At 43.4% G+C, this 26,915-nt stretch carries 19 protein-coding genes; 10 read left to right on the plus strand and 9 right to left on the minus strand.

Annotation, left to right across the window (positions count from 1 at the left end; genetic code table 11):
* The 5 genes from WKF69_RS08160 to WKF69_RS08180 all read right to left on the minus strand — a co-directional run.
* Positions 1-920, minus strand: a 920-nt coding sequence (locus WKF69_RS08160) for a PQQ-dependent sugar dehydrogenase (protein ID WP_340381105.1), incomplete at its 3' end; no start/stop codon positions are given.
* 85 nt (positions 921-1,005) lie between these two features.
* Complete coding sequence (locus WKF69_RS08165) at positions 1,006-2,400, minus strand: serine/threonine-protein kinase (protein ID WP_340381106.1); 1,395 nt, start codon at positions 2,398-2,400, stop codon at positions 1,006-1,008.
* Between the two features lie 155 nt (positions 2,401-2,555).
* Positions 2,556-3,827, minus strand: a complete 1,272-nt coding sequence (locus WKF69_RS08170) for a cysteine desulfurase-like protein (RefSeq protein WP_340381107.1) — start codon at positions 3,825-3,827, stop codon at positions 2,556-2,558.
* 115 nt (positions 3,828-3,942) lie between these two features.
* A complete protein-coding gene (locus WKF69_RS08175; protein ID WP_340381108.1) occupies positions 3,943-5,145 on the minus strand; it encodes an alanine racemase in 1,203 nt (400 codons plus the stop codon).
* Between the two features lie 81 nt (positions 5,146-5,226).
* Positions 5,227-6,264, minus strand: coding sequence for a LacI family DNA-binding transcriptional regulator (locus WKF69_RS08180; protein WP_340381109.1), 1,038 nt, complete (start codon positions 6,262-6,264; stop codon positions 5,227-5,229).
* Positions 6,265-6,508: 244 nt separating this feature from the next.
* Between WKF69_RS08180 and WKF69_RS08185 the strand changes: the two genes are divergently transcribed.
* The 7 genes from WKF69_RS08185 to lepB all read left to right on the plus strand — a co-directional run bounded on the left by WKF69_RS08185 (position 6,509) and on the right by lepB (position 14,323).
* On the plus strand, positions 6,509-7,993 hold the full coding sequence (locus tag WKF69_RS08185; RefSeq protein ID WP_340381110.1) for a pectate lyase: 1,485 nt from the start codon (positions 6,509-6,511) through the stop codon (positions 7,991-7,993).
* Between the two features lie 9 nt (positions 7,994-8,002).
* A complete protein-coding gene (locus WKF69_RS08190; protein WP_340381111.1) occupies positions 8,003-8,218 on the plus strand; it encodes a hypothetical protein in 216 nt (71 codons plus the stop codon).
* Positions 8,219-8,223: 5 nt separating this feature from the next.
* Entirely contained in the window at positions 8,224-9,738 is a 1,515-nt protein-coding gene (locus WKF69_RS08195; RefSeq protein WP_340381112.1) for a tagaturonate reductase, read from the plus strand.
* Positions 9,738-11,390 (plus strand): altronate dehydratase family protein, encoded by a 1,653-nt coding sequence (locus WKF69_RS08200; RefSeq protein WP_340381113.1) that lies wholly within the window; start codon positions 9,738-9,740, stop codon positions 11,388-11,390. Before WKF69_RS08195 ends, WKF69_RS08200 begins: the two co-directional genes overlap by 1 nt.
* Before the next feature lie 145 nt (positions 11,391-11,535).
* Positions 11,536-12,657 (plus strand): lactonase family protein, encoded by a 1,122-nt coding sequence (locus WKF69_RS08205; RefSeq protein ID WP_340381114.1) that lies wholly within the window; start codon positions 11,536-11,538, stop codon positions 12,655-12,657.
* Positions 12,658-12,711: 54 nt separating this feature from the next.
* Entirely contained in the window at positions 12,712-13,083 is a 372-nt protein-coding gene (locus WKF69_RS08210) for a DUF72 domain-containing protein (RefSeq protein ID WP_340381115.1), read from the plus strand.
* A gap of 127 nt (positions 13,084-13,210) precedes the next feature.
* The gene (gene lepB / locus WKF69_RS08215; RefSeq protein ID WP_340381116.1) at positions 13,211-14,323 is read left to right on the plus strand and encodes a signal peptidase I; all 1,113 of its coding nucleotides are present in this window, start codon (positions 13,211-13,213) and stop codon (positions 14,321-14,323) included.
* Positions 14,324-14,383: 60 nt separating this feature from the next.
* Here the strand turns inward: lepB and WKF69_RS08220 are convergent, their stop codons facing one another.
* From WKF69_RS08220 to WKF69_RS08230, 3 genes are all read right to left on the minus strand, one after another.
* On the minus strand, positions 14,384-18,565 hold the full coding sequence (locus WKF69_RS08220; protein WP_340381117.1) for a PKD domain-containing protein: 4,182 nt from the start codon (positions 18,563-18,565) through the stop codon (positions 14,384-14,386).
* Between the two features lie 202 nt (positions 18,566-18,767).
* The gene (locus WKF69_RS08225) at positions 18,768-20,027 is read right to left on the minus strand and encodes a prephenate dehydrogenase (protein ID WP_340381118.1); all 1,260 of its coding nucleotides are present in this window, start codon (positions 20,025-20,027) and stop codon (positions 18,768-18,770) included.
* Positions 20,028-20,069: 42 nt separating this feature from the next.
* Positions 20,070-20,834: a DeoR/GlpR family DNA-binding transcription regulator gene (locus WKF69_RS08230; RefSeq protein ID WP_340381119.1), complete on the minus strand. Its 765-nt coding sequence runs from the start codon at positions 20,832-20,834 to the stop codon at positions 20,070-20,072.
* Between the two features lie 272 nt (positions 20,835-21,106).
* On the opposite strand from WKF69_RS08230, the gene WKF69_RS08235 reads away from it, so the two are divergent.
* From WKF69_RS08235 to WKF69_RS08245, 3 genes are all read left to right on the plus strand, one after another.
* A complete protein-coding gene (locus WKF69_RS08235; RefSeq protein ID WP_340381120.1) occupies positions 21,107-22,708 on the plus strand; it encodes a glycerol-3-phosphate dehydrogenase/oxidase in 1,602 nt (533 codons plus the stop codon).
* A gap of 5 nt (positions 22,709-22,713) precedes the next feature.
* The gene (gene glpK, locus WKF69_RS08240) at positions 22,714-24,201 is read left to right on the plus strand and encodes a glycerol kinase GlpK (RefSeq protein ID WP_340381121.1); all 1,488 of its coding nucleotides are present in this window, start codon (positions 22,714-22,716) and stop codon (positions 24,199-24,201) included.
* A gap of 70 nt (positions 24,202-24,271) precedes the next feature.
* Positions 24,272-25,000 (plus strand): MIP/aquaporin family protein, encoded by a 729-nt coding sequence (locus tag WKF69_RS08245; RefSeq protein ID WP_340381122.1) that lies wholly within the window; start codon positions 24,272-24,274, stop codon positions 24,998-25,000.
* A gap of 468 nt (positions 25,001-25,468) precedes the next feature.
* Here WKF69_RS08245 and WKF69_RS08250 read toward each other — a convergent pair.
* Positions 25,469-26,915 (minus strand): DUF5689 domain-containing protein (locus tag WKF69_RS08250; protein WP_340381123.1); only part of this gene is annotated, 1,447 nt, incomplete at its 5' end.

Genomic DNA, 26,915 nt, shown 5'->3' on the forward strand with positions numbered 1-26,915 from the left:
TTGTATTCAATACCATAAGTAACAATTGGCCAGCCGTAATTTTTACCTGGTTGCACCAGATTTATTTCATCACCTCCACGGGGGCCAAATTCCCCTTCCCAAATATCTCCTGTGACCGGGTGGATTGCAAGTCCCTGTACATTCCTGTGCCCATAAGAATAAATTTCCTGGCGTGCCGGGTCGATTACTGGGTTGCCTGAGGCTGGTCTGCCCTCCCTGGTCAAACGTATCACCTTCCCTAGTGCAGATTTCGGATCCTGCGCCTGTGGCCTGGTAACCTTGTCTGAGCGTTCGCCAGTACTAAGGAGGAGATTGCCACTGTTATCAAAAATTACTCTCCCTCCGAAGTGAAGATTTCCATTGTACGCCGGGGTGGCCCTATAGATTACGGTCGCGTTTTCGATACTTTTTTCATCTGCTGAAAGCTTACCCTTTGCAAGACTCGTATGATTTCCACCGGAAACCGGCTCGGAAAATGCCCAATAAACCATCCGGTTCTGTGCGAATGAAGGATCGATTGTGATGCCTAAAAGTCCGCCTTGACCCTTAGCATTCACAGCGGGAATTCCCGTCAAAGGCAAACCAACTGCTCCTTCTTTCGTAACAATTTTCATTGTTCCGCCTTTCTCTGTGATTAGCAGCCTGCCATCAGGGAGGCTGGCAATTCCCCACGGGCTTTTCAAACCCGAGGTCAGGACTTTGCTTTCAAAGGCAGTTGTTGTTTTAACCGAAGCTATTCGCGTTTGTCCGGAAAACGCAGGGGTTTTAGTTGAGTTAGGTGCTTTTGTTTCTACTGAGGCAGATAATGAATCCGCAGAAACAGAGTCGGCACGCGAAGAATTTACACCGGTTACATTACTGCCGCAGGCTGACAAAATTAGGGCAGCGGCGGTTATTAGGGTTGGAAATTTTTGTTGCATGTTTAATATATTAGGTTAATTGGGAGCTAATTTATTGGCAAATATTGTGCCTTAAGGTTACTAATGCGCCAACCGCTAATATCTACTAATTCTCTCTCTTTTTTTTAAAAAGAAACTCTAGAAACCTCTTCTTCTTTTTCGGTGGTTCTGTTTGTTCCTCATCAGTTCTGCCAGACTGTTTTATTAAAGAGTCTTCATTTTCCTTTTTGCTCAGTTCGCTATCCTTAATACTGTCAATGTCCAGAATGACTGGGGGGGGCAAGGCTTTGGCAATTGATGGGCTGATATTATTGGTATTTGAAACCTGAGAGGTATCTCCGCCTTTTATAGCTCCCAACTCAGCAGTTGACGGATCTTGGGTGAAGAAATTATATCCTGCAAACAATAGCAAACCTGAAAATAAAATAAGAGTAACAAAAAAGAGAGGTGCGGGTACTTTAATGCTAGACCGCGTGCTATACTTAATAGTCTTTAGCTGTCGCCTGAGAGTGGATATTTTAAGATCCTTTTCAGCGATAATTTGCTGATATTTTTGATCGCTATCCGTATCGGCTGAATGATTTATCTGTGCCTGTGAAATACTGTTTTCAAATATGAACTCCTGCAATTCAATTCCATTACTGAAGCGCCTTGAAGGCTTTTTCTGCAGGCATTTATCAAGGAGCACTAACAGCCATTGCGGTACCCGCATCTCGCGCATCTTTTGCTCCTCAGACCACGTTTCAGGAAGGTTCCTTTTACGAAGCTCAAGTACATTGGGTAAGGGCGTTTCAATATGCGACACCCTCACGTTATTTCTAGCTGTTTCGCCGTTATCAAATAATGGAAAAGGAACTTGACCGGCGAGCAACTCGTACAAAACTACACCATAACTATATATGTCTGATTGAAAAAGCATTTGGCCTTCATATTGTTCCGGTGCCATAAATTCGATTGCACCCGCTTGCCGTAAACTGGTCCGTCTCTGCTCATCAGACATAACGGCGAGGCCGAAATCTAATAACACATAGTTGCCGGTGTAAGCATTATATTTGACATTATTGCTTTTGATATCGCCATGCTTTACATTAACGGAATGAACGTGTGCAAGGGCATTGGCCAATTGTTCGGTAACCCGGATAACTTCTTTGAGTTTGAATATCGGATCATGCGGCGTTTTAAGCAGTTCTTCCAGGTCATCGCCGTCGATAAATTCCATTTCGATGAACGGAAAGGAGCCACTGTCAGTCAAACCCGAACTAAGAATTTTTACGACATTGGGACTGGGGTCTTCATTTACCTTCTTTAACTTTTCTACCTCATTAATGAAATCGCGGAAATTCTTATTCTCCTTAGTTTCATGAATAATTGGTGTTGGCAGAAGTTTAACAGCCGTAATGATTGCCCCGGTTCGTTTACCTTTATAAACAGACCCCTGACCTCCTGTACGGAAGGCACCAAGGTTTTCCAACCCTTCTGTGATGGTAAATACTTTGCTCATTGCTTCGAAGTCCCACCTCGCAAGGACAATATTGTCATTGCGAACATAGCAAAGCAAAACAAACAATTCCCATACCAGTTCCTGTCGAAATACTGATTTTCTTTTTTTAATGGAAAACTAAATGTCGAGGAGGGCTAAAAAGTTCTCTGAAAAGTTTAAGAGACAGTGTCAGCGATAACTTTTATCAGGAGCAATGTGCGATCGATCTCTTCCCTGGTGTTGTAGGGTGCAAGCCCGATCCTTACCATACCCCCGCTTTCACTTAAGCCAAGCGTTCTCATAAGCCCGACCGCATAAAATCCTCCTGCCCATACAAAAATCCCTTGTTCAGCGAGACGTTTTGCAACTTCCAGCGGACGTATATTATTTAGCCTGAAAGATATAGTTGAGGTACATAATTGCTCTTTCGGCGGGCAGTAAAGTTTTAACCCTTTGATCGACCTGAGTTCATCTTTAAAATACTCTGCCAGTGGTGTTTCATAACTATCCAGCGCCCTCATGCCGCATATAATATTATTCCGTCGTTGAGTGTTAGCGGAGTCACCGTCTTTGAGATATTCCGGGTGTTTGCTTCCTATTTCAGCAATAAATTCGATGGCTTCTGCTGCACCAGCAATGGCTTCATGATTTAACGTACCTGTTTCGAATTTATCGGGGGCATTATTCTTTTGTGCACTTACTTTCAGAGTTTTCAATGCATTCATTCGCTCCCCTTTGCTAAATAGAACGCCAATATGAGGGCCGAAAAACTTATAGGCTGAGCAGAAAACGAAGTCTGCATCAAGGTCTTTTACATCGAGCACTCCATGGAGCGCATAGTGCACAGCATCGACAACGGTGATAGCATTTACCGTTTTAGTGAGCTTTATTATCGATTTAGCATCGCTGATCGTCCCCACAGCATTAGATCCATAATTGAATGCAACAACCTTTGTCTTTGCCGACAGCTTCCTTTTAAAATCGTCCATGTCAAGTGTAAAGGTTTCGGTATTAACCTTAACACTCCTGATGATGACACCTCTTTCAGCGAGAATTTCCCACGGGCTTCTGTTCGCGTCATGATCAATGTCCGTGATAATAATTTCATCACCGGGCTGAAGATCTCTTGCTATTGCCTGTGACAGCTTGAAATTGATGGCAGTAGAATTTTCTCCGAATGCAACTTCATCCCAGGAACAATTAAAAAAATCAGCGAAAGCTTTCCTTGCATTGAGGACCATAGCATCAGTCTCGATCGTTGTGGCGAAAACGCCGCCACTGTTAGCATTGCGATTAATCATATAATCGACCATTTTATTGATCACTCTTTGCGGCGTCTGAGTACCCCCGGGGCTGTCAAAATAAACCGCTTGTTGACCATTTATCACCCTATTCAGCGATGGAAACTGAGACCGTATTCCATTAATGTCGAAGTTTAATTTTGTCATGTTAACAGAAACTAATTATGTTTTTTCAGGATTAAATCAAACCGGCAATTAGCTTAAAGCGTAAAGCTCAAAGCCCGGGTAAAGCTAAGCGAATAGTCTCTCCGCCCAGCCGCTTTCAGCTTTCAGCTTTCCACTTTTTGTGATCAAATTCTTCAAGTGTGTAATCGGCAATCCGGGTGTTCACTACCCCCAATGCTCCCAGGATATCGTAGCAACCACTGATATCGGCCAGCATTTTAATGTCAACATTCGGACCTATAACCTCAGCATAATGAAACTTTTTCAGGATATGTTCAGGGACATCCGTGACATCAACCGTCGTTGAGCCGGACGATATCTTGCCTACTACGAGGATCCTGTAACCGGCGATGAACATGTAAACTTCTTTCGGATTAGCATCCATCTCACTCAATAGCCTGAGATACCCATGCTTGTAACCAATATGTATCAGCGCTAGCCGGATGTCCCTTTTCGTAGTGTAAGCGCCCCCATACCCAATAGTCTGCCCTTGTTTAACAGTCTTGATTTGGGATATCTTTGCATAAACCTCCATCGTATGCTTCGCATCAGGAGAGATTGGACTATCGGCATTTGGGGCGCCTCCTACCAGGCCAATCCCGGGCCGGATCATATCAAAATTAAAAACCTTGTTGTCCAGAAGAATTACGCTATCAGTACAAGCAAACGAAACAGGCTTTGGCGGCAGCATGGAGCGATATTCATTAAGAACTTCAAGCTGCTTATAACAATTGGATGGGTCGAATCCTTTGATGTCAAAAAAGTGGCTTATGTAGAATTCGATATTAATGTTCGATGTCAGACTATCATAGTTTTCACTTAACTCCCGAACCTCGTCATCCAAAAATCCAAGGCGATTCATATGAGTGTCCAGGTGAATAATTGCCGTGCCGGGTCCGTGTTCAGAACAGTAGGAGTTCCATCTCTTAAGCTGTTCAAGTGAGTTAAGGCATGGAACAATATTGTATTGTTGGAAATAATGTTCCTCTTTGTGGAGAAGTCCGCCCAGGGCATATATGTGTATATCTTCGAAAGGAAGCAGTTCTCTTAGTTCGATCCCTTCACCCAATTCCTCGATAAAGAAATACCGGGCCCCTACATTATAGAGAGCAGGTGCAACATCTTTTATCTGCAAACCATATACGTCGCCCTTTAAAACCGCTGCACAGATCGTTCCTGTCGCATCCGCTTTGGCTTTGAATAAATTATAGTTATGAACGATCGCATCTATATCCCTGATCCGGACAATCGCTTTGCTGCCAAATGCTTCATCAGGTATCAGCCTGAAATTTTGTGTCATATTTTACCGCTAAAAAACGTGATTAAGTTATGAGAAATTTAACGGTTGCCGTAATAGAAGGGGATTTTAATCCTGATGCAATTACCGTCGGGGATTAAAAGAAAGCGCCTGTTCATTCACAAAAAGCTCAGTGTCTAAAACTCTGGTTTCAAATTCGGTTACCGGATATTTAGCTTCAATCAGACTTATCAGCAATTCGGTTGCTACCCGGCCCATCTCGAAGGCCGGCTGACGGACATAGGAGAGTGAAGGTTTTAAAAGCTCAACAACATCCGAGTTGGAAAAGCCAGCGACTGGAAGATAATCCGGCCCGGGATGAAATTTCTTCAACGCGGTTAGGCATCCAATACTTAGCCGGTCACTCGAAACAAAAATAGCATCCACGCCATTAGACGTGTTCAGGATCTCTTTCACAGCATTTTCCACCTCTTCATATATCATTCCGCCATGCGGGCAGAATTGAACGTATTCCGGGTCGAATTCAATAGAGTGTTTCTTTAAGGCGGCTTTGTAGCCTTCCATCCGTTCTTTAGTTATAGACAAATGTGTTGCATTGGCCAAATGGGCAATACGTGTATGGCCATTTTTGATCAGGAGCTCGGTAGCGCCAAAGGAGCCTTCAAAGTTATTTGCTATTACTTTATGTGTCTTTATCTGATCGATCACCCTGTCAAAGAAAACAATTGGTAATCCATTCTCATGCAAATGGGTAAGATGGGCGAAATCGGTTGTTTCCGCTGACATGGAAATTAGCAGTCCATCGACCGAGCTATTTGCGAGGTGTTTTGTATTTATTACTTCCCGATCGTAGAGGTCATGGCTCTGTGAAATAATGACCCGATAGCCATTTTTGTAAGCGATGGATTCAATGCCATTTATTGCCTGTGAGAAAAAGTTATTCGCGACTTCGCACACTACAACGCCAATTGAATGGCTTCTGCGGCCCTTTAAACTTTGTGCTATAGGGTTGCTCTTATAGTCGATCTTCGCAGCATATTCCTTTACAATTTTTTTAGTTTCATCGCTGATTTCATAACTATCGCGTAAAGCCCGGGATACTGTTGAAGGCGAAAATCCCAGTGCTTTTGCGATATCTTTTATAGTAACGGGTTTGAACATTAAAGGTGCGAGCTTATATCATAAAGGTATAAAAAGAAACTGTTTTTTGAGGGAATCTGTGCCAAAGCGTAAGTCGGTATCGATGCCGGCATCGATTGCATGAATATTTTCCGTAATAGAGTGTTATTTTTGGTTTTAACTGAGTAGACTTGTTAAAAGGTGTTTTTAAAAATCGCCCCGCGATATTAAATTAACTAACGATTCATGAAACGCAATCCCATGTTTCTTCTAAAATGGATCATGGGTGAAACGACAATTGCGTTTCATCCGTGATTCATTAAAATACCTGGTAAATATGAATGATCTGAAAAAAAATATTCTTGTATCAATTCATTTTACTGCGATTATATTTGTGTCACTCTCATGCGCATTAAGGGTTAACAAACCACCAGTCGATGATCGTCCAATTGCCTTTCCAGGCGCGGAAGGATACGGGAAGTACACAACTGGTGGCCGCGGCGGTAAGGTGTTTATTGTAAGTAACCTGAACGACTCAGGGCCAGGAAGCCTCCGGGAAGCAGCTAAAGCTAAAGAGCCCAGAGTTATTGTTTTTTCCATCTCCGGAACGATTCATCTTGAATCAGAATTAGCGGTTCAGGGAAATGTTACAATTGCCGGCCAGACGGCGCCGGGTGATGGTATATGCCTTGCAGATCGCCCAGCAAGCATAAAAGGAAACAACGTTATAATTCGTTTTATTCGCTTCAGGCTGGGCGACAAAGATCAAAATAAAGGAATGGTGGATGGAGCCGGGAGTGATGACGCATTTGGTGCTGTGAAGCGCAATAATTTGATAGTTGATCACTGCAGTATGAGCTGGAGCACCGACGAAGTTTGTTCTCTATATGCGGGTGACAATGTGACTCTTCAATGGAATATCATGTCGGAGCCTCTAAATTATTCTTACCACTTTGAAACCGGCGATAAGGATTTTGAAAAACACGGGTACGGTGGTATTTGGGGAGGCAATCACGCTTCCTTTCATCACAACCTTTTCGCTCATTGCTCCAACAGAACACCGCGTTTTGATGGGATAAGAAACGTTGAATCCGAAAATGTTGACTATAGGAATAATGTGATCTACAATTGGGGTGGGAACAATGTCTATGCGGGTGAGGGCGGCAGTTACAACATCGTTAATAACTACTATAAATACGGTCCTTCAACAGATAAGAGCAAGAGATTCAGGATATTTAATCCTTATAAGACTTCATCAATTCCTTTCGGAAAATTCTACGTGAATGGAAATTATGTAGACGGTGCCCCCGATGTTACCCAAAATAATTTGCTGGGAGTAGTTATAAATGAAGGAAAGGATGAAGACAAAATGCAATCGGCTGTAAAAGCTGCATTTTCATCTGTCGAAATAAGTCTTAACACGGCCGAGCAAGCTTACAGCATGGTGCTTAAGCACGCAGGAGCCTTTTTGCCTGTTAGAGACACCCTGGACCAGCGAATAATGCAGGATGTTAGAAGCCGCACCGGACGACATATTGATGTTCAGGGTGGTTTTGCGCACGGAACTCCATACGCTTTGTCCAAAGTAGCCTGGCCTGAACTAAAATCGCGCCCTGCTTTACAAGATTCTGATTTTGATGGAATGCCAGATCAATGGGAGAAGAAGCAAAAATTGGATCCATCAAGTGGGGCCGATGCAGCATTGTATGGACTGGATAAAATGTACACGAACTTAGAAGTCTATTTAAATAGTCTGGTCAATCTGAATTGATCTTAAATTATGAAAAACCATCTGTTAAAAATCGCATTGCTGCTTATCTTGTGTTCGTTTGCAGTGACCCAGGAAAATATTACCGTGTACATGATTGGCGATTCCACAATGTCAGTAAAAGATCCGACCGCAGGCCTTGCGCAAGCACCAGGCTCGCCTGATCAAAAGGTGATAACAGTTAAATGGGCTTTTGATGGAAAATGGTTTCCATCAGAAGCGAGATAGTAATTATGATACTGAACAAAGCAAATTTAGGTGATATAAAGAGCTCGGGAGTTCAAGTGCCGGATGCCAGCACCTTTAACCTCCCAGAGAAAGTACTTCAATTCGGTACAGGCGTGCTGTTGCGCGGATTGCCGGAGTATCTCATTAATAAAGCAAATATGGCCGGAATTTTTAATGGCCGGGTGGCGGTTGTAAAATCCACCGCAAAAGGATCTACCAATGATTTTGATACACAGGATTCGCTTTATACAATTGGTGTCAGGGGAATTGAAAACGGACAGAAAACTGAAGAGAATATTATCAGCTCTGCTATTAGCAGGGTCATAAATGCCCAGACAGCATGGGATGATATTCTTGAAATCGCCTGTTCCGAAGATCTGGAAATTGTAATCTCCAATACAACTGAAGCGGGCATTCAGCTTACAAATGATAACGTACACGCATCTCCGCCCGGCTCTTTTCCTGGCAAGTTGCTGTCTGTGCTGTATAAAAGATATAAGCATTTTGAGGGAGATGAAAATCGTGGGTTGATTATACTTCCTACCGAATTAATTTCGGACAATGGCTCGGTATTGAAGGAAGTTGTTTTTGCATTGGCTAAGCAAAACGATCTGGAAGAGAGTTTCTACGCATGGCTTGACCGCGCCAATAACTTTTGTAATTCTCTTGTCGACAGGATCGTGCCAGGAAAACCGGATGAAATAACGCTGAAGGCCCTCGAAGAGCAGTTAGGCTATCGCGACGAATTGCTCATTATTGCTGAGGTATACAGGCTTTGGGCAATTGAAGGAGATAAAAAAATTAAACGGGTGCTCACTTTCGAACAAGTTGATTCTGGCGTGATAATAACGCCTGATATCTCTATGTTCAAGGAATTGAAGCTTCGTTTATTAAATGGTTCTCATACTTTAACTTGTGGCATTGCCATACTGGCAGGCTATGATACCGTTCACACAGCCATGACTGATGACCGGTTTTCACAGTTCATCACCGCCATGCTTCAGGAAGACCTTTCCCGGTCCATTCCTTATCCGGTTGCAGCTCAAGATGCTTTGCAATTCTCGGGGAATGTTCTTGACCGCTTCAGGAATCCGTTTATCAAACATTACTGGCTGAGTATCAGCACAAATTTTACATTGAAATTAAAAATGCGTGTCGTGCCCATGCTTTTGCACTATTACGAAAAGTTCAATTCGGTTCCAGAACACATATCATTCGGTTTTGCAGCCTATCTGTTGTTTATGCGATCAGGCGAAGGTGCGGGTCACTTTCACGGTGCATCCCAAGGGAGACCTTATCAAATAGATGATGAAAATGCCGGGTACTATTCTAATCTTTGGCTGTCAGCAAAATCGTCAGCGGAAGTAGTAACTAATTCACTTTCGAATGTACAGCTTTGGGATACAGACCTTTCTCTCCTCCAGGGGTTTGCCGAATCTGTTAAAGAACATCTTGATTTAATTGAAGAGACTGGCGTAATTGAAGGGATGAAAAGGATCAATTCTAAAAATACAGTATAATGAAACAGAATAATTTAAAGGTCCACCCGGAGGATAATGTGATCGTAGCGTTAACGGATCTGCATAGAAACGATTCAATTATCCATAACGGAGAAACAATTGTCCTTCAGGACGATGTTAAGGCTAAGCACAAGTTTACTGCTGTTGCCTTGCTGGCGGGAAGTGAGGTGATTATGTACGGCGTCCTTGTCGGAATAGTACAGACGGACCTCGCTAAAGGCAGTGTCCTGACAACTGAAAATCTTAAACATGCAGCAAGCGGATTTGAAATACGGGGCCGTAAAACCGATTGGGCTTCACCTGATACCTCTAAATTTCATGGTCGTACTTTTAATGGTTTCCAACGTTCAGATGGCAGTGTAGGCACTGCGAACTATTGGCTCGTCATTCCTATGGTCTTTTGTGAGAACAGGAATCTTGATGTTTTACAGGAGTCACTTGTTGCTCCCTTGGGATACGGACGGAAAAAGAAATACTATAACCACACTGTAAAGCTGATCAACATGATTAAGGAGGGAGGTGACGAACAAACTCTCCTGAACGCCCCGATCTATATGGAAGCCGGTGAGGAAAAGCAGGACCGTGTATTTCCCAACGTGGATGGTATTAAATTCCTTGTACATGACGGCGGCTGTGGTGGGATCAGACAGGATTCTGAAACTCTCTGTGGCTTGCTAGCAGGATATATCACCCATCCCAACGTTGCTGGTGCCACAGTTTTAAGTCTGGGTTGCCAGAACGCGCAGGTGTCAATTTTACAGAAAGAAATTGCGAAAAGGAGCCCGTCTTTTGATAAGCCTCTTTATGTACTTGATCAGCAAGATATCGGGACAGAAGCCGACCTTTTATCGCTGGCCATAAAGCAGACATTAGCCGGTTTAATACAGGCAAATCGATCAGAGCGAAGTCCTGCTCCACTGAGCAAATTGTGTGTCGGCCTTGAATGTGGGGGTTCAGATGGCTTTTCTGGCATTTCAGCGAACCCGGCGATTGGTTATACATCTGATTTGCTGGTCGCCATGAATGGCTCAGTTATTCTCGCGGAGTTTCCGGAATTGTGTGGGGTTGAGCAAAATCTTAGCGACCGTTGTGTTGATCAAGAAGGAGCGGAGCGTTTTTCAAACCTCATGCGTAGCTACAGCAGGCTGGCCGATGAGGCAGGATCTGGTTTTGATATGAACCCATCGCCAGGTAATATTAAAGACGGCCTTATAACCGACGCTATAAAATCGGCGGGAGCCGCAAAAAAAGGTGGTACCTCTCCTGTAGTGGATGTGCTCGATTATCCCGAAAAGGTATCTAAGCCAGGACTTAATCTGCTTTGCACTCCGGGAAATGATGTGGAGTCTACTACTGCTGAAGTAGCATCAGGTGCCAACCTGGTATTGTTTACAACGGGATTAGGAACTCCAACAGGAAACCCCATTGTTCCGGTAGTGAAAATTGCGACCAATACTGCCTTGTTTAACAGGATGCGGGATATAATAGATATTAATACGGGGTCCATTATCGAAGGTGATGAAACTATTCCCGAAGCAGGCGAGCGGATCCTTGACTATGTTATAAGCGTAGCCAGCGGTGAAACAGAGGTTGCTGCTGTAAAACATGGGCAGGATGATTTTATTCCATGGAAAAGAGGAATATCATTATAGTTTAATTTTTGTAAATCAGTCATGACAGCATCTTTAGATGAAGATTTGAATTCAGTCTAGCGAAGAATATTAAACCATGATTTTGCAAAGGCTGCTTTTTTTACTAATCTTAATTTTTATATATTGCCTGCTTTAAATTCAAGCGATGAACCTTAAAAAAACTATCTGCTTCTGCGCCTTCGTTATGCTTACATCCTCTTCATTTGCCCAGGGCACTAAATATCATTTGTTAATCGGCACCTACACTTCTTCGGGAAAAAGCGAAGGTATATATGTATATGATTTCGATACAAAGGACGCCTCAACCACCTATAAATCCAAAGTTGTTTTAGGCAGCCCTTCATATTTCGCTGTAACTAACGATCGTAAATTTGTTTATACCGTAGGCGAAGATCGCAGCAAAAATATCAATGCCTTATCGTTTGATGCAAAGACCGGCGATCTTAAGCTTCTGAATAGTGTTCCTTCCGGCAGCGCGGGACCAACTTATATCTCAGTTGACGCAACGGGAAAATATGTATTTGCCGGAAACTATGGAGGCGGAACATTAACAGCTGTGCCTATCAACGCAGACGGAACTCTTGGTTCTGATATTCAGGATATCAAACATGAAGGCAAGAGTATTGCTAAGAATAAACCCTTCGTGCACTCGGCAGTAGTTTCTCCGGATAATAAATATGTGATCACTGCCGATCTCGGTACAGACAAAATGAATGTTTATGCTTTCGATGCCAGCAAAAGGCCAAATCCATTAACTCCAACCGCTCAGGGTTTTGTGGCTCTGGCACCGGGTGCCGGGCCTCGCCATTCTACTTTTCATCCTAACAAAAAGTTCTATTATGCTGTAACTGAGCTGGATGGAACCGTTAATGCATTCAAGTATAAAAAAGGTAAGATAGACCTGATCCAAACTATTAAAATGGCTGCTGACAGCTACACAGGCAAGCCTGATGGAGCCGATATTCATGTGTCTGCGGACGGCAAATTCCTTTATGCAACAACCCGTAATGTTCTGAACGAGATCGCTATCTATTCTGTTGATCAGAAAACAGGAAAACTTACAGTTGTTGGCAGACAGCCAATAGGAGGCAAGAGCTCACGTACCTTCGATATTGACCCATCCGGAAACTGGATGCTTGTTACAAGCCAGGGTACAAATGAGATCATTTTCTTTAAGCGAGATCAGCAAACCGGTTTGTTAACTCCAACAGGACAGAAAATTCTGCATGACAAACCATCTATGGTGAAGTTTGTGAAAATGGACTAAGAAGAGGAATAATTCCACAAACCCTACGCCGGCTGATGTTACTTAAAAGTGAATTTGCCTAAGAACTTCTATTCAGGGACTAGCGGAATGGCATTGCCGGTACCTAACAAAGCTGCATATCCGCCAGAATTTCAGGAAAGATCCCGCTTAGGGTATTATGCCCATTTGTTTAATAGTATCGAGATCAATAGCTCTTTTTATAAAATTCCAATGGCCAGAACAGTAGCCAAATGGGCCGCCGAAGTGCCAGATGATTTCCGGTTCACTTATAAGTTATGGCGGGATATTACACATGTAAAAGAATTTCTATTTAAAGACGAGGATGTGCATCGGTTTATGCAGTTTAATGGCGCGGTCCACAGGTTTCCACGGATCAATATGAATGTCTGCTGCCGGGCAATAAATGCTGGACGGTGTGAATTTTAACAGGGTGCTCTTCATGTCGTTAGGTTGCTGTATACAACATCAGGAATCAGTGATCAGTTTGCCTGATCCGTTTTTGTAACAAACATTGCCACTGGGAGTCTGAATAATTCAACCAAATCACATTGTTATGAAAGTTCCATTTCTGTCCCGCCGCAAAGTCAAATCTGATCAGGAAGAAGCAACCCGGCCGAAAAGTAAAACGAGAGAATGGTTTGATGCCTTATTGTTCGCGGTAATTGCTGCGACGGTTATCAGGGGCCTTTTGTTTTCAGCTTACGCGATCCCAACCGGATCTATGGAGGGGACACTTCTAACAGGCGATTATTTGTTTGTGAGCAAGCTATCCTACGGACCCAGGATGCCAATAACTCCGGTATCAATTCCATTTTTGGAGTCAAGGATCGGCGAGTCCAAAATTAAAACCTATTGGGATGGTATACAATTGCCGTATTTCCGGCTTCCGGGTATGGGTGAAGTAAAGAGGGGTGATGTAGTAGTGTTTAACTATCCACCTGATGCGGGTAATAATCCGGTTGATATGCGAGTGCATTATATAAAACGCTGCCTGGGTACGCCGGGCGATGTAGTCACAATGATAGATTCCAAAGTTTACATAAATAATCAGTTCTTCAAAAACGCACCTGAAGCACAAACTTCTTACCTGGTAAGTACTGATGGCAATGGCATAAATCCGGAGTTATTGAAAGATCTGAAGATCGAAATTTTTCAGCAAATGAATATAAATGATTATGTCATGATAATTCCACCCGCTAGTTTCGATGATTTTAAAAGTCGTGAGAATATCAAATCGATTACTGAGGTAGTTACACCAAAAGGCATTTATGACGAGAGCGTTTTTCCGCATAACAGCCTGTTCAAATGGAATCAGGATAATTTCGGTCCGCTCATTATCCCGGCAAAGGGCTGGACAGTGAGGTTAAATGAGTCCACTATAGCTTTATACAGAACGGCTATTGAAGTTTATGAGAATAACAAGGTCGAGACTTCTGTGGGAAATATTTTTATAAACGGTAAGAAAGCAGATACCTATACCTTCAAAATGGATTACTATTGGATGATGGGTGACAACCGTCATAATTCTGAGGATTCACGTTACTGGGGGTTTGTGCCTGAAGACCATATCGTGGGCAAAGCAATGATTACATGGATGAGTACTGATAAGGATGCGTCGCCTTTGAATAAAATTCGCTGGAGCAGGATACTGCGGGAAATTAATTGAGACAGAGGTATGAAGTATGAAGTACGGCGTTTAGATCCTACTTCATACCTCATGCCTCCTTCACCTTATTATTGAAACCGAGCCGGAAACTACCTTTCGTCCGTTTTTGGGATTGATAATATAATAATAAGTACCCACAGGCAGTTCGGAGCCATTAAATGTTCCATCCCATGGTTTCAGGTAATCGACAACTTTAAAAAGCCGGTCTCCATATCGGTTAAATATATCGACCGTTGCTCCCGGGTAATCTACCAGGTACTTTACATTCCAAGTATCGTTCACACCATCGCCATTCGGGGTAAAGGCATTTGGTACTTGAGGCATTTTTAAAACCTTAATGAAAACGTCACTGGTCGCGGTACATCCTTTGTCAGTTGTGACTGTCAGGGTGTAAGTTATATCGTCTGTGGGTGTAGATTTAGGAAATAAGATATCGTCTTTATCCAGATACGTTGACGGTGACCATTTGTAGGATTTAATATTCCCCGTTACAACAGCAGGTAACTTGATGGTAGCCCCATCCAAAACAAGCAGGTCAGGGCCAAGATCTACGGTTGGCACAGGATTAACTGTGACAGTCTGAGTTTTAGAATCAATACAACCATTATCGGCTACAAAAGTATATGTCAACGTGTGGGTTCCGAGGCCTGCTCGCGACTGGCTAAAAATCCCCCTGGCACTTACACCATTACCGGTGTAAGTGCCAGTTCCGGTTAATACGCCATGAATCTCTTTTGCCTGCGTCAGCTGGATTGGCGGCGAATCCGAACAAATATCAGGAATGGAATCAAACTGAACACGGGGAACAGCGTGTAATGTAACATTTACTAGCTCCTCATCAACGCAGGTGAGACCTGAAAAAGCTAGCATCCTAACTACAACCGTCTTTATAGCCGGACTGAAGAAGACAGGGTAATCATTCGTGTATTGCCTTGGAGGATCACTGCGCTTTGCCGGGTTATCATCGGTGAACTTCAAACTGGGGTTATTTCCGTAGTCGTAATACCATTCTATTTTAGTGATATCGCCGAAAGCTATACTGGTATGATCTTCGAAGATCACGGGAGCGTCGCTGCAAAGTTTATCAGGAGTCAAGACAGTAAATGCGGCAATAGGAACGCTGCCCGCAACATTTAACGTCTTAATTATAGTTGTCGAACATCCGGTTGAGGCAGTAACAATAAGTTTTACGATGTAATCTCCAGCTTTTGAATATCTGTGCGCTGGATCTTTCGCAGTTGATGTATTTGGATTCTGGGCCGTAGCTAATGTATCTCCAAAATCCCATGCATACGCCAAAGTAACTCCGGGCCCGACAATGGACGACTTATTTGTAAAGGGTGCTGTTCCGTTGATTAAGCACGTTGCGGGCAATTCGAAATCTGCCAGCGGAACAGCCAGAATCGTTACGCTTTTAGTAATAGTGCTTACGCAGGTGCCGCCAGTGTAGGCCAGCATTTTAACCTGGTAAGTTATCGACGCAGGCGACGTGAACGTAGGATACTTATGTGAATATATGCGGGTTGGACTTGCCCGCAGGGCAGGATTATCATCGATTACTTTCAGAGTCGGTTTATTTTCCAAATCATAAATCCATTCGATCTTTGTAACCTCTTCATCTAGTTCTACAGAAACTTTGTCTTCAAATTCCGCCACATTATTGCTGCATAACATCGCAGGATTTTTGACGATAAAATCAGCCTTTGGAACGCCACCATTTACAACAAACAACTTACTAATGGTTTCCTCACAACCGTTTCCTGATTTTACAGTGAGTTTAATTGTATAGCGGCCTGCTTTTGTATATCGATGGGATGCATCCTTCACTGTTGATGTATTGGGACGTTGGGCGTTGGCTAGTGGATCGCCAAAATTCCATAAATACGTAAATTGAGCCTGGCTACCATCCGAGATGGTGGTTTTATTTGTAAATATCGCAGAACCATCAGCAAGACAAAAATCAGGAACTTCAAAATCAACCTTAGGGGTGGGGTTTACTACAACAACTGTTGAGTATACATTGCTAACACAGCCCTTATCCGTTTCAACAATTAGTTTAACCGTGTAATTTCCGCTGGAAGCGTATTTATATAATGGATTTTGTTCTGCAGATGTGATTCCATCACCAAAGTCCCAAGTCCATTTTGTGATCACTCCTTCGTTCGCTACAGACTTGTCTGTAAACTGGAAGGGTTGCCCTTCGCACCTTAAAGTTGAAAAAGCAAAAGTCGCATCTGGGGTTTTGTTAATGTGGACCAGGACTGGGGCAATTGGGGATGATTGGCAGCCTCCTTCGGTTTCTGTTATTAAGGTGACTTTATAATCTCCCGGAGTTGAGTAACTGTGCTGTACCGCATTGCCCGTGGCATTAATTTCTCTTGTACCATCTCCATAATCCCAGTACCATTTTGTAATAGTAGTTCCATTAGGAACGGTTGAATCGGTGAATGTTATTGGCGATGAAACACATGATTCTTTTTTATCAGCTGTAAAAGATGACTGGGGAACGTTTTGGACGTTCACATCAAGGTTTATCTCATCGGCGGCGCCACAACCATCTGTCGTGGATTTTTCTACGAACAGTTTTGTCAAATATATTCTAGGAGTATCGAAGGTGAAATCTTTAATTATTTCATAAGTATAATTGGTCACACCATTAATTGGCTCTGTTTTAATAAGTTTGATCGGTACCTGTGTTGCAGGACTACCATTTGCAAGGTCGAGCGTTAACTTTGTAGGCTGATAAGGAAGCGTGACATTGAAATCATAAGGCTCATTTATACACAGAAAAGTCTTTATCTGCCTAGTAGAAGATGTAACAGCCTGCAGGCCAGCGGACACCAGGCTGGCTCCTGCAGCGTAACCATATGATTCATTACTACCAAAACCATAAGCTATTGCATTGAAACCAACATCTGCCTGAAGATTGTGAGTTCCTGCCTTCACTTCGAGCTGTGCATAAGAGTAATTCGTCGTACCCGGAACCATCTTGAAACCCGCAACAGAAAGGCCATCCAGGTTGAATGATGAAACACCACTGGTAGGAATAACGATATTAATGTAGTGCCTCAATATCGAATTGAAAGGTGTTGAATACATTGTTATTTTGTTCAGCGTTTGTTCCAGCGGATTCAAAAAAATCATCTCAGGATCACCAACATCCCCCGGTACAGGTTTACAATCAATGGATTTGCCTTGTGTAACCGTATACTGAACTACCTGAATGGGCTTGGTGGATTCTACATAATTTACCGCCTTCGAGGGAAAATCATAATAGAGATTATTTATAAAACTTGAAGCCGGGACTACCACGCCATTCAATTTTACTTCTGCTCCCGGATCACTTTTGAAAACTCTGTATACATCGTAATCTCTATTTTTTGATGGCACCGTTACAAAAGACTTGCCCCATGTTGAGGTAGGATATACTTGCTGGAAAAGATTGTCTGCAGAACCTGCTGCTCCATTAGCTGCATTGCCAGCCAGGCAGCCTATGGAGATCTTGCCACTTCCAGAAAAAACAGCTATTTTTTTACATAGTTCATTGCCGGTCGAGATGGACTTAATCGTTGATCCGGTAAGATCAGTCCCGCGAAACAGGTTGGGTGTGCTTGTGGTCTTTGTCCCAAATACCTGATAAACTTCACCTTTGTTAAGCGAAATAGGTGCCGAAGCTACGCCAGCCTGCAACCCACCCAGGGTATTAACGGAGGGGGTTATAACAATTTGTGTATTATCCTCAACTGCCACCACAAAGAAGTAGGAGAATGAATTATCCTGATTTGAAATTTGCTGATAGTTTATCGAGTAGTACTCCTTGCCCAAAGTATTAGTAGGCAGAACCAATGTGGCGCCAGATACTGCTTGATCGTAGATATGCGCATAAACGACGACCGGTTTGAGGGATGTTATATGAATGCCTTTATTGATAACCTTCCCCTCAACATTACCGATATAGGCGCTTTGAGGAATTTTTACATTGGTTATAGCGTTTGCTGTAACGGTAAAAGGAATGTCGACACCTCCTACGCTGAGTATTCCGGAAGTATTCACATCGGACGTAATATAAACGACCATCTCCTGCCTGTTAGATGTAAATCCAGTTACATGATTTCCATATGCAAGCCAAAAGTCTGTACCCTTATTTGAACTGCTCTGAGCACTTACGAGGCACAGATTGGCAAGCCACAAAATAGTGGTGAGTAGTAAAAGTTTTATAAAGGAGCGTAAACTTGTATTCAAACTGAATGGGTGATGTTAAAATTAAGAAAAGTTTCGGAATAACGTCTTTATAATTGAATCAAAAATCTCCGTTATCAGATACTATTATATATACGAAATTGCCAGGCATCCGGGCTTTGAGCAAAAGTGACGAAACACCCTAAGCTACGTTTTTCCATTAGGTACACAGCCTTCAGTTTTCAGTTTTCCCCTTTCAGCTTTTTTATTCCATATGAAGCTTCCTGATCAGTTCGGCGCTTTGTTTTCTGCCCTGATCCAGCCGTTCTGAGAAGAAAGATTTTACCTGTTCAAAATGCTGTTTATATCCTTCCATATCGCCATAAACAATTATAGACGACCATTCCCGGACAGCCGAGTGAAACTCAAGATCATCTCCCCGTATGGTTTTATCATACAGTGCAGCGTTTATGGATTCTTCCAGAAGCTCTTCGTTTTTGAAAAGATACTCGGCAATTCCAAGCCTTAAACGAAACGGGGGAGTTTGGCAAATAAGATTATCGTAAGGATTTACCTTAAGGTGATGCCAGGCATCTACCATACTAAGAAGGCTTAAGTGGGAGTTTGGCTTACGGCTTTCTGAACCGGCAGAGAGCGAAAACTCCTGCATAACTTTTTCATCAAGCATCAGGGGCTTGTGGTCTTTCCCGAAAATAAAATCCCTGGCCTGGTATAATCGATTCCTGAATGCAGTTTCTTCCTCTTTAATCATAAGCTTAAACAGCTCAGATTCAGATTCGGCATAGCGTTTTATTTGGTGACGCGCATAAGGGTTAAGTATTGCAAGGCCGCCATAAATGTGTGCTTTGTAGCTAAAGATCCGTAGTGTGATCAGGATCTTGACATTGTCTATTCCTCCAAGGTATGAAGCATTTTCCCAGGGGAAGAATCCGGCTTCCTTCCATGCCGTTCCCATACTTTCAAATCCCATGTGGGTAACTGCCTGAGTATCTGCAACGATTTTATCGTGTTCATGATAGTCAGGAATCTCATTTATCACTGATCCCAGCTCTGATAAAAGGTCCGTCATGCGCTGGTATGCTTCTTTGCTCGTCCGGTGAGGGATCACAATCATTTTCTGACCTCTAGGATCAAAACCTGGTCCATGCAAAGAGTGGCATGTGATGATATGCACATCTTTAGGCAGATACTTCTCAAACGCCTCTATTTCCGGGTGCTTAACTGACGTTTGTCCGGCGACTATAGCACCATGTTTGGTGTAGGAACCATATAACTGCACTACCTCTGCAATGCGTTCTGCTTCTACGGAGTAAAAAATAACGTCCGAAATACGTGATACCTCTCTGCCATCACCAAGGACCTCGATCCCAAACGGGGAGAGCTCAGCTTTGAGCTGCTCGGCACGATGGGGAAGATCGCATCCGTAAACCCGGTATCCTGCCTTCGTGAATGATTTAGCGTAGATGCAGCCCATGTCGCCCAGGCCGATGATTCCAATGTTCATTGTATATGCAGGAGTATATTCTGTGAGATAATTACCGTTAGACTATACGATCGTAACCTTTACGCCCATACTTTCCAGCTGTTTCACTATGTGTTCTGAAATGCCACTATCAGTTATAATGTGATCGATTTCCTCCATACTACAGATCTTACCAAAGCCCCTTTTGCCGAATTTGGTCGAATCTGTAAGGACTATTGTCTTCTGCGAAACACTTATCATCTGCCGGTTGAGGTGCGCTTCCATCATGTTTGTTGTGGTTAAGCCAAATTCAACATCAATTCCATCAACTCCAAGAAAAAACTTGTTACAGAAAAAATCTTTCAGGATATTTTCAGAATATGGGCCCATCACCGAGGCGGAACTTTTCCTCATCATACCTCCAAGCTGAATTACTTCTGTATTAGGATGCCTCGCTAACTCCATAGACACATTCAGCGCGGATGTTATAACTGTTAAGTTCAAATTTACTGGAAGGCATCGTGCAAATGCCAGAACCGATGTCCCTGACCCTATAATGATTGAATCATTTTCCCGAACAAGATCGGCCGCAACCTGACCAATACTTGATTTCTCATTGGACTGAAGTTTCTCCTTTTCGTTGACAGACCGGTCGACGGTATATGGATTACTTAATGTAGCACCACCATGAATTTTGAATAGCAGATTCTTATCTTCTAATAGTTTTAAATCCTTTCGAATCGTTACTGAAGAAACTTTGAGCTCGGCGCATAAATCTACAACATTTATGTACTGTTCTTTTTGCAGCTTTTTAATTATATACTGGTGTCTTTCGGCTAAACTACTCATTTAGTGACAGGTTTTGTGTACTGCAAAATAATAAAAATTTAATACATTCCTGATGTTAAACGTGTAAACTATTTGCTGATTTTTTTTTTGAAAGAATAACCGGAAGGTTTCGAAATGTTTATTATAATTGCGTATTATTTCGATTTATTATTTTTCTTGCAACCTACATGGGCTTACCGCATACAAAACGTCATATCAATGAGCCTGCCTGCCGCAGGCAGGCTTATGCTGGCCTGCAGGTTTATTGATGTTAAAAAACAGGTTATATACTAATGAAATATTGTACACAGGAACGGGGTATTCTGGAAACAAAGGCTGAGTGGGATGTCATAGTGATAGGTGGGGGCGCCACTGGCCTGGGAACCGCGCTGGATGCTGCTTCCCGCGGATTTAAGACACTTTTACTCGAGCAGTCTGATTTTGCAAAAGGAACATCCAGCAGAAGCACTAAGCTGGTTCACGGCGGGGTGCGGTACCTTGCACAAGGAGATATTTCGCTTGTTTATCAGGCATTAAGAGAGAGGGGCCTGCTTCAGGTAAACGCCGCACACCTGGTTTCAAAAGAAGAGTTTATTATTCCCTGCTTCAGCTGGTTCGCTGTGGCTAAATATCTTGCAGGCCTTAAGATGTATGACTGGCTGTCAGGGAAATACAGTTTTGGGCGGTCGCGATTTTTATCCCGTAAGGAAGTTTGTGCGAAGATGCCCGGACTTGCTGACAAAGGCCTCATCGGAGGCATTAGTTATTTTGACGGTAAGTTTGATGATGCGCGATTAGCTGTAAATATTGCTCAAACATGTATGGAGCAAGGTGGCACTGTCCTTAACTACATTAAAGTGACCGGTCTTCTCAAAGATGAGAATGGAAAAATTTCAGGGGTCAATGCTTTTGATTTTATCACCGGGACAAAGCACAAATTACATTCGAAAGCCGTAGTAAATGCCACAGGAGTATTTGTTGACGACATACTTCAAATGAATGTTCCTGATGCTGAAAAGCTGGTCAGGCCAAGCCAGGGAGTTCACATTGTATTGAGTAATTCATTTCTGAACAGCGACTCGGCACTTATGATACCTGAAACTTCAGACAAAAGAGTGCTTTTCGCTGTGCCATGGCATTCGCGCTTGTTAGTCGGAACTACAGATACCCCCATCGAAACGCACAGCCTTGAGCCCCGCGCCCTGGACGAGGAAATTAATTTTATCCTGACCACAGCATCTCAATACTTTAAACGTCAAGTGACGAGGAAAGACGTTCTAAGTGTGTTTGCAGGCCTGCGGCCATTGGCGGCTCCCGGAAAAAATGATACGAACAGCACCAAGGAAATATCACGGGATCATAAGCTTATTGTTTCCGACTCAGGATTGATCACCATCACTGGAGGTAAATGGACTACGTACAGAAAAATGTCTGAAGAAACCGTAGATCAGGTTATAAGCACTGCGAATCTTGAAAACAGGAAGTGTGTCACAAAAGAATTAAGGATACACTCGTCGGAGATAAGTACCTCAATGAGCCATTTAAAGACCTACGGCACCGACAGGATATTTATTGAAGAATTGGTTAATGAGAATCCCGAATGGAATGCTAAATTACATCTTCATTTTCCAAATATCCAAGCAGAGGTTGTCTGGGCGGTAAGAAATGAAATGGCATATACCGTAGAGGATGTTCTGGCACGGCGGCTTAGAATATTATTTGTTGATGTTCACGCAGCAATGGAAATGAGCAGGGAAGTTGCAAGATTGATGGCGGTAGAAGGGAATAAAGATGAAGACTGGATTGATGAGCAAGTGAGAGAATTTAAGTTAATTGCAGCTGAATACATATTAGAACCAACAATAGAAACTGAAGAGATTTTAATAACTAAGTAAAGTTTATGGCAGATTATATTTTAGCGCTCGACCAGGGTACTACCAGTTCAAGAGCGATTGTTTTTGACAGGAAAGGTAATATCAAGGCAATCGCCCAGAAAGAATTTGAACAGATCTACCCGCAACCCGGATGGGTGGAACATGATCCTATGGAGATCTGGTCAAGCCAGCTGGCTGTTGCTGCAGAAGCGATTGTAAAGGCTGGGATCGGCGCTAAAGATGTTCATGCTATTGGAATCACCAATCAACGGGAAACCACCGTTGTTTGGGATAAAGAAACAGGCCTGCCGGTTTATAATGCCATTGTATGGCAGGACCGCCGTACTTCCGACTACTGCGATTCTATTCGTAAAACCCATGGTGATATCATCCGTAAAAAAACCGGACTGATCATCGACTCATATTTTTCTGCTACTAAGGTCCGATGGATACTGGAAAACGTAGAGGGCGCCAGGCAAAAGGCTAATGAAGGAAAGCTGCTCTTTGGAACAATAGATAGCTGGCTTATCTGGAAGTTATCTGGTGGTACAACTCACGTTACAGATGTGAGTAATGCTTCCCGTACCATGATCTACGATATAAATACACTGAAGTGGGATCAGGAATTACTGGATAAATTCGGGATACCCAATTCAATGCTTCCGGACGTCCGTTCTTCCAGCGAAGTTTATTGTGAAACGGCTGGAAATATTCTGGCGGCCAAGATTCCGATTGCCGGAATAGCAGGGGATCAGCAGGCGGCGTTATTCGGGCAAATGTGTACAGAAGTAGGAATGGTGAAAAATACTTACGGCACCGGATGTTTTATGCTTATGAATATTGGTTCGAAGCCAACCATATCTGCCAACAATCTTCTTACGACTATTGCATGGCAAATTAATGGTAAAGTAAGCTATGCGCTGGAAGGTAGTATTTTTATTGGTGGAGCAGTGGTGCAATGGCTTAGAGATGAGTTAGGCATAATCAAAACTTCAGGAGAGGTGGAAGATCTTGCTGCAAAAGTTAAAGACACCGGTGGTGTTTACATGGTTCCAGCCTTTGCCGGATTAGGTGCACCACATTGGGATCAGCATGCCCGCGGAACAATAACAGGTATTACCAGAGGAACAAACTCGGGCCATTTTGCAAGAGCAGCACTCGAAAGTATCGCTTACCAGACAATGGACGTTCTGAAATCGATGGAAGCGGATGCAGGAACACCGATCAGCGAGCTTCGGGTCGATGGCGGGGCAACTGCTAATAATTTGTTGATGCAATTCCAGGCTGATATCCTTAAAAGCAAAGTAATAAGGCCCAAAGTGACTGAAGTAACGGCGCTGGGCTCAGCTTATCTGGCTGGTTTAGCAACAGGATTCTGGGGAGGGGTTGACGAAATTGCAGAACAATGGCAGGTCGACAGAAACTTTGAACCAGCTGAACTGGAAAATCACGATGAATTGATCAATGGCTGGAACCGTGCTATTAAGGCCGCGAAAGCAAACGTAAGTTTATAAATTTAACCCATATAACCAACCTGCAACGCTGTCATTGCGAGCGCAGCGCGGCAAACTAACTTCTAACATTATGACCCCATTTGTAGCAGAGTTCCTCGGCACCGCATTATTAATCTTATTAGGCAACGGCGTAGTAGCAAACGTAGTTTTAAGTAAAACGAAAGGAAATGGCGGAGGATGGATTGCAATTACGACTGCCTGGGCACTTGCAGTATTCGTCGGAGTAGTAGTAGCAGGGCCCTATAGTGGAGCTCATTTAAATCCAGCTGTAACTATCGCGCTGGCGATAGCAGGCAAATTCGAGTGGGCTATGGTACCGGCGTACATACTCGCTCAATTACTTGGTGCTATGACCGGTGCTTTATTTGTATGGTTGAAATACATTGATCATTTTAAGGTTACTGAAGATAAGGGCCTTAAGCTTGCCGCTTTCAGCACCGGCCCGGCAATTAAGAATACCACAGCAAATTTGTTCAGCGAGATCATAGGATCGTTTGTGCTTTTGTTTGTGATCTTTTATATAACCAGTGCTGAAATCAGCGATACTAAAACACCTGTAGGTTTAGGCTCAATAGGAGCGATACCGGTAATGTTTTTGGTATGGGCCATTGGCTTATCCTTAGGCGGTACAACCGGATACGCTATTAACCCTGTACGTGATCTTGGACCCAGGATCATGCATGCTATTCTTCCGGTTTCTGAAAAAGGCTCGAGCGAATGGTCGTATGCCTGGATCCCTGTAGCGGGGCCGATAATCGGGGGGAGCCTGGCGGCTTTGCTGTATAATTTATTGAATTAGGGAGGTGAAAAGAAGGAATTTGTAGATCTTTGGTTTTTGAGAATAATCAAAATGCCGATGATTAAATTTCATAAGGAGGTTCCCTTTCGCTCAATGTTTATTAAGTTAAGATTTGTACGGTTCCCATGGTCTAAACTGGCTGTGCGGATATTTTTGGAGGTTCCAGCCTACGCTGGAATGACAACGCCCTGGGGGAGATATGGGGAGATTCCAGCCTTCGCTGGAATCTGAGTGATTTTTACCGGATCGTTTCGACGTTTTAATTGTGTCTCCCTGTCGGGGTCACTTTATGGTACAATTCCGTGCTGCGATTCCAGCGAAGGCTGGAATCTCCCTATTCCCCTAAAAAGTTTGTCATTCCAGTGGAAGCTGGAACCTCCCGTCCCTTAATGACATTGGGCGAAAGCCAGAACCTCCCTGTTTCCATAACCTTACAAGTTCATTGCGCCTCCGTAGTCCCGATTAAGACTACTTAATTTCGGTCGTTATATTCGGTATATTTTCTATCTCAACGACTGTTGCGGCAGGAGTCATAAGAATGCCTGTTTGTGATCTGACTTTAGTCCATTTCCCAAGGCCAGTGTCGAAAACGCCGCCAAACGCCTGGAAAAATCCTGCATCGCCAGGTGTTAGATAAGGGAAACCAGTAAGGTTGGTTCCAGCGCGGTAAAATTCCTGCGGAGCACCTGTACTCGGATTTGCCCTGTCGTAAAGATCGCTTGTTGTAATACGATAACCCGCTGCCGGCGGTCCGGTGCTATAAATAGTACCACCTGTTCCAATAAAGATCACATCTATAGGTACCGTGTTTATATCTACTATGATGCCTTTAAACACCGCTACCCCCGACGCGTTCCCGCTGTTAGCAAGCAAATTAGCGGTCTTAGTACCTCCTGCTGGCGTAGCGCCATTTAGAAGGTCACTGTTAAGTCCATTGTAATCGTATACTCTTATCCATTTAGAAGAGGCAATTGATGTAGAACCTGGCCCGTTGATCAATTGCTGCGTACCTCCAACATAGAAATATTCGCCTTTAACTACTGTGCCCGAGGTCATATTGATCTTGTAGGTTCTTGCACCACCTGTGCCCCAGCCGTATGGCGGAGTGCCGGGAGTACCGGCATTGTTTGTCGTTACAACTGAGAAATTTTCGGTTGCAAAATTAATATTACGCGTAGCCCTGAACTGGATGTACTCATAATTCACATCCGAACCCTTCGGGTCGGAACAAACGCCGGTAATAATTAATGGCGGGACTTCAGGCGCCGTAAGGACCTTTGAGTCTGCTGTATTGCGCATTCTTAAATGTGGCACAAGTTTGCCGTCAGTATTAGCTGTCAAAACTAGCACACCGGTGTAGTTAGCATATGCATTTGGTTTATCATTTGCAAACGTTGCAGCAGCATCTGTGCGAAGGATTAGATCCCCGAACGAATCGTTTATCAGCTTGTCTCCTGAGTAGGTGCCCGTAGGGCTCAACGGCGGGTTAAAAGTAGCTTTCGCAATAGTAACCTGCGTACTTTCATAACGTCTGGGATCAGCCAAAATTTGTGCGGCAGTAGCGAGATTTGTCTGGATCGTATTTCCAGATGAAACTTTTACGATGTTAGATTCAGGAACATCCAGTACCTGTAGCATTCCATTTTTCCGAGTCAGTGTTTTTCCTTCAATTTTCACACGTACCAGGTCGCCCATTTTATAATTCGCGGCAGCGGGACCAGCGGCAATTGCAATGCTTCTGATTGAATCGGCTGAGGATATGTTGCGGGCATTTTGAACCATCATATAACCGGCGAGCATATTTTTGGTGGTGTGATCGGACACAACAACCCCCTCTATAGAATTTGCACCCGCCATATTCTCTGTAGTTAGCACAACATCGGTCCCTTTATGGACCTTACTCAGATCAAAAGCA

The organism is Daejeonella sp., from assembly GCF_037719425.1.
GTDB lineage: Bacteria > Bacteroidota > Bacteroidia > Sphingobacteriales > Sphingobacteriaceae > Daejeonella.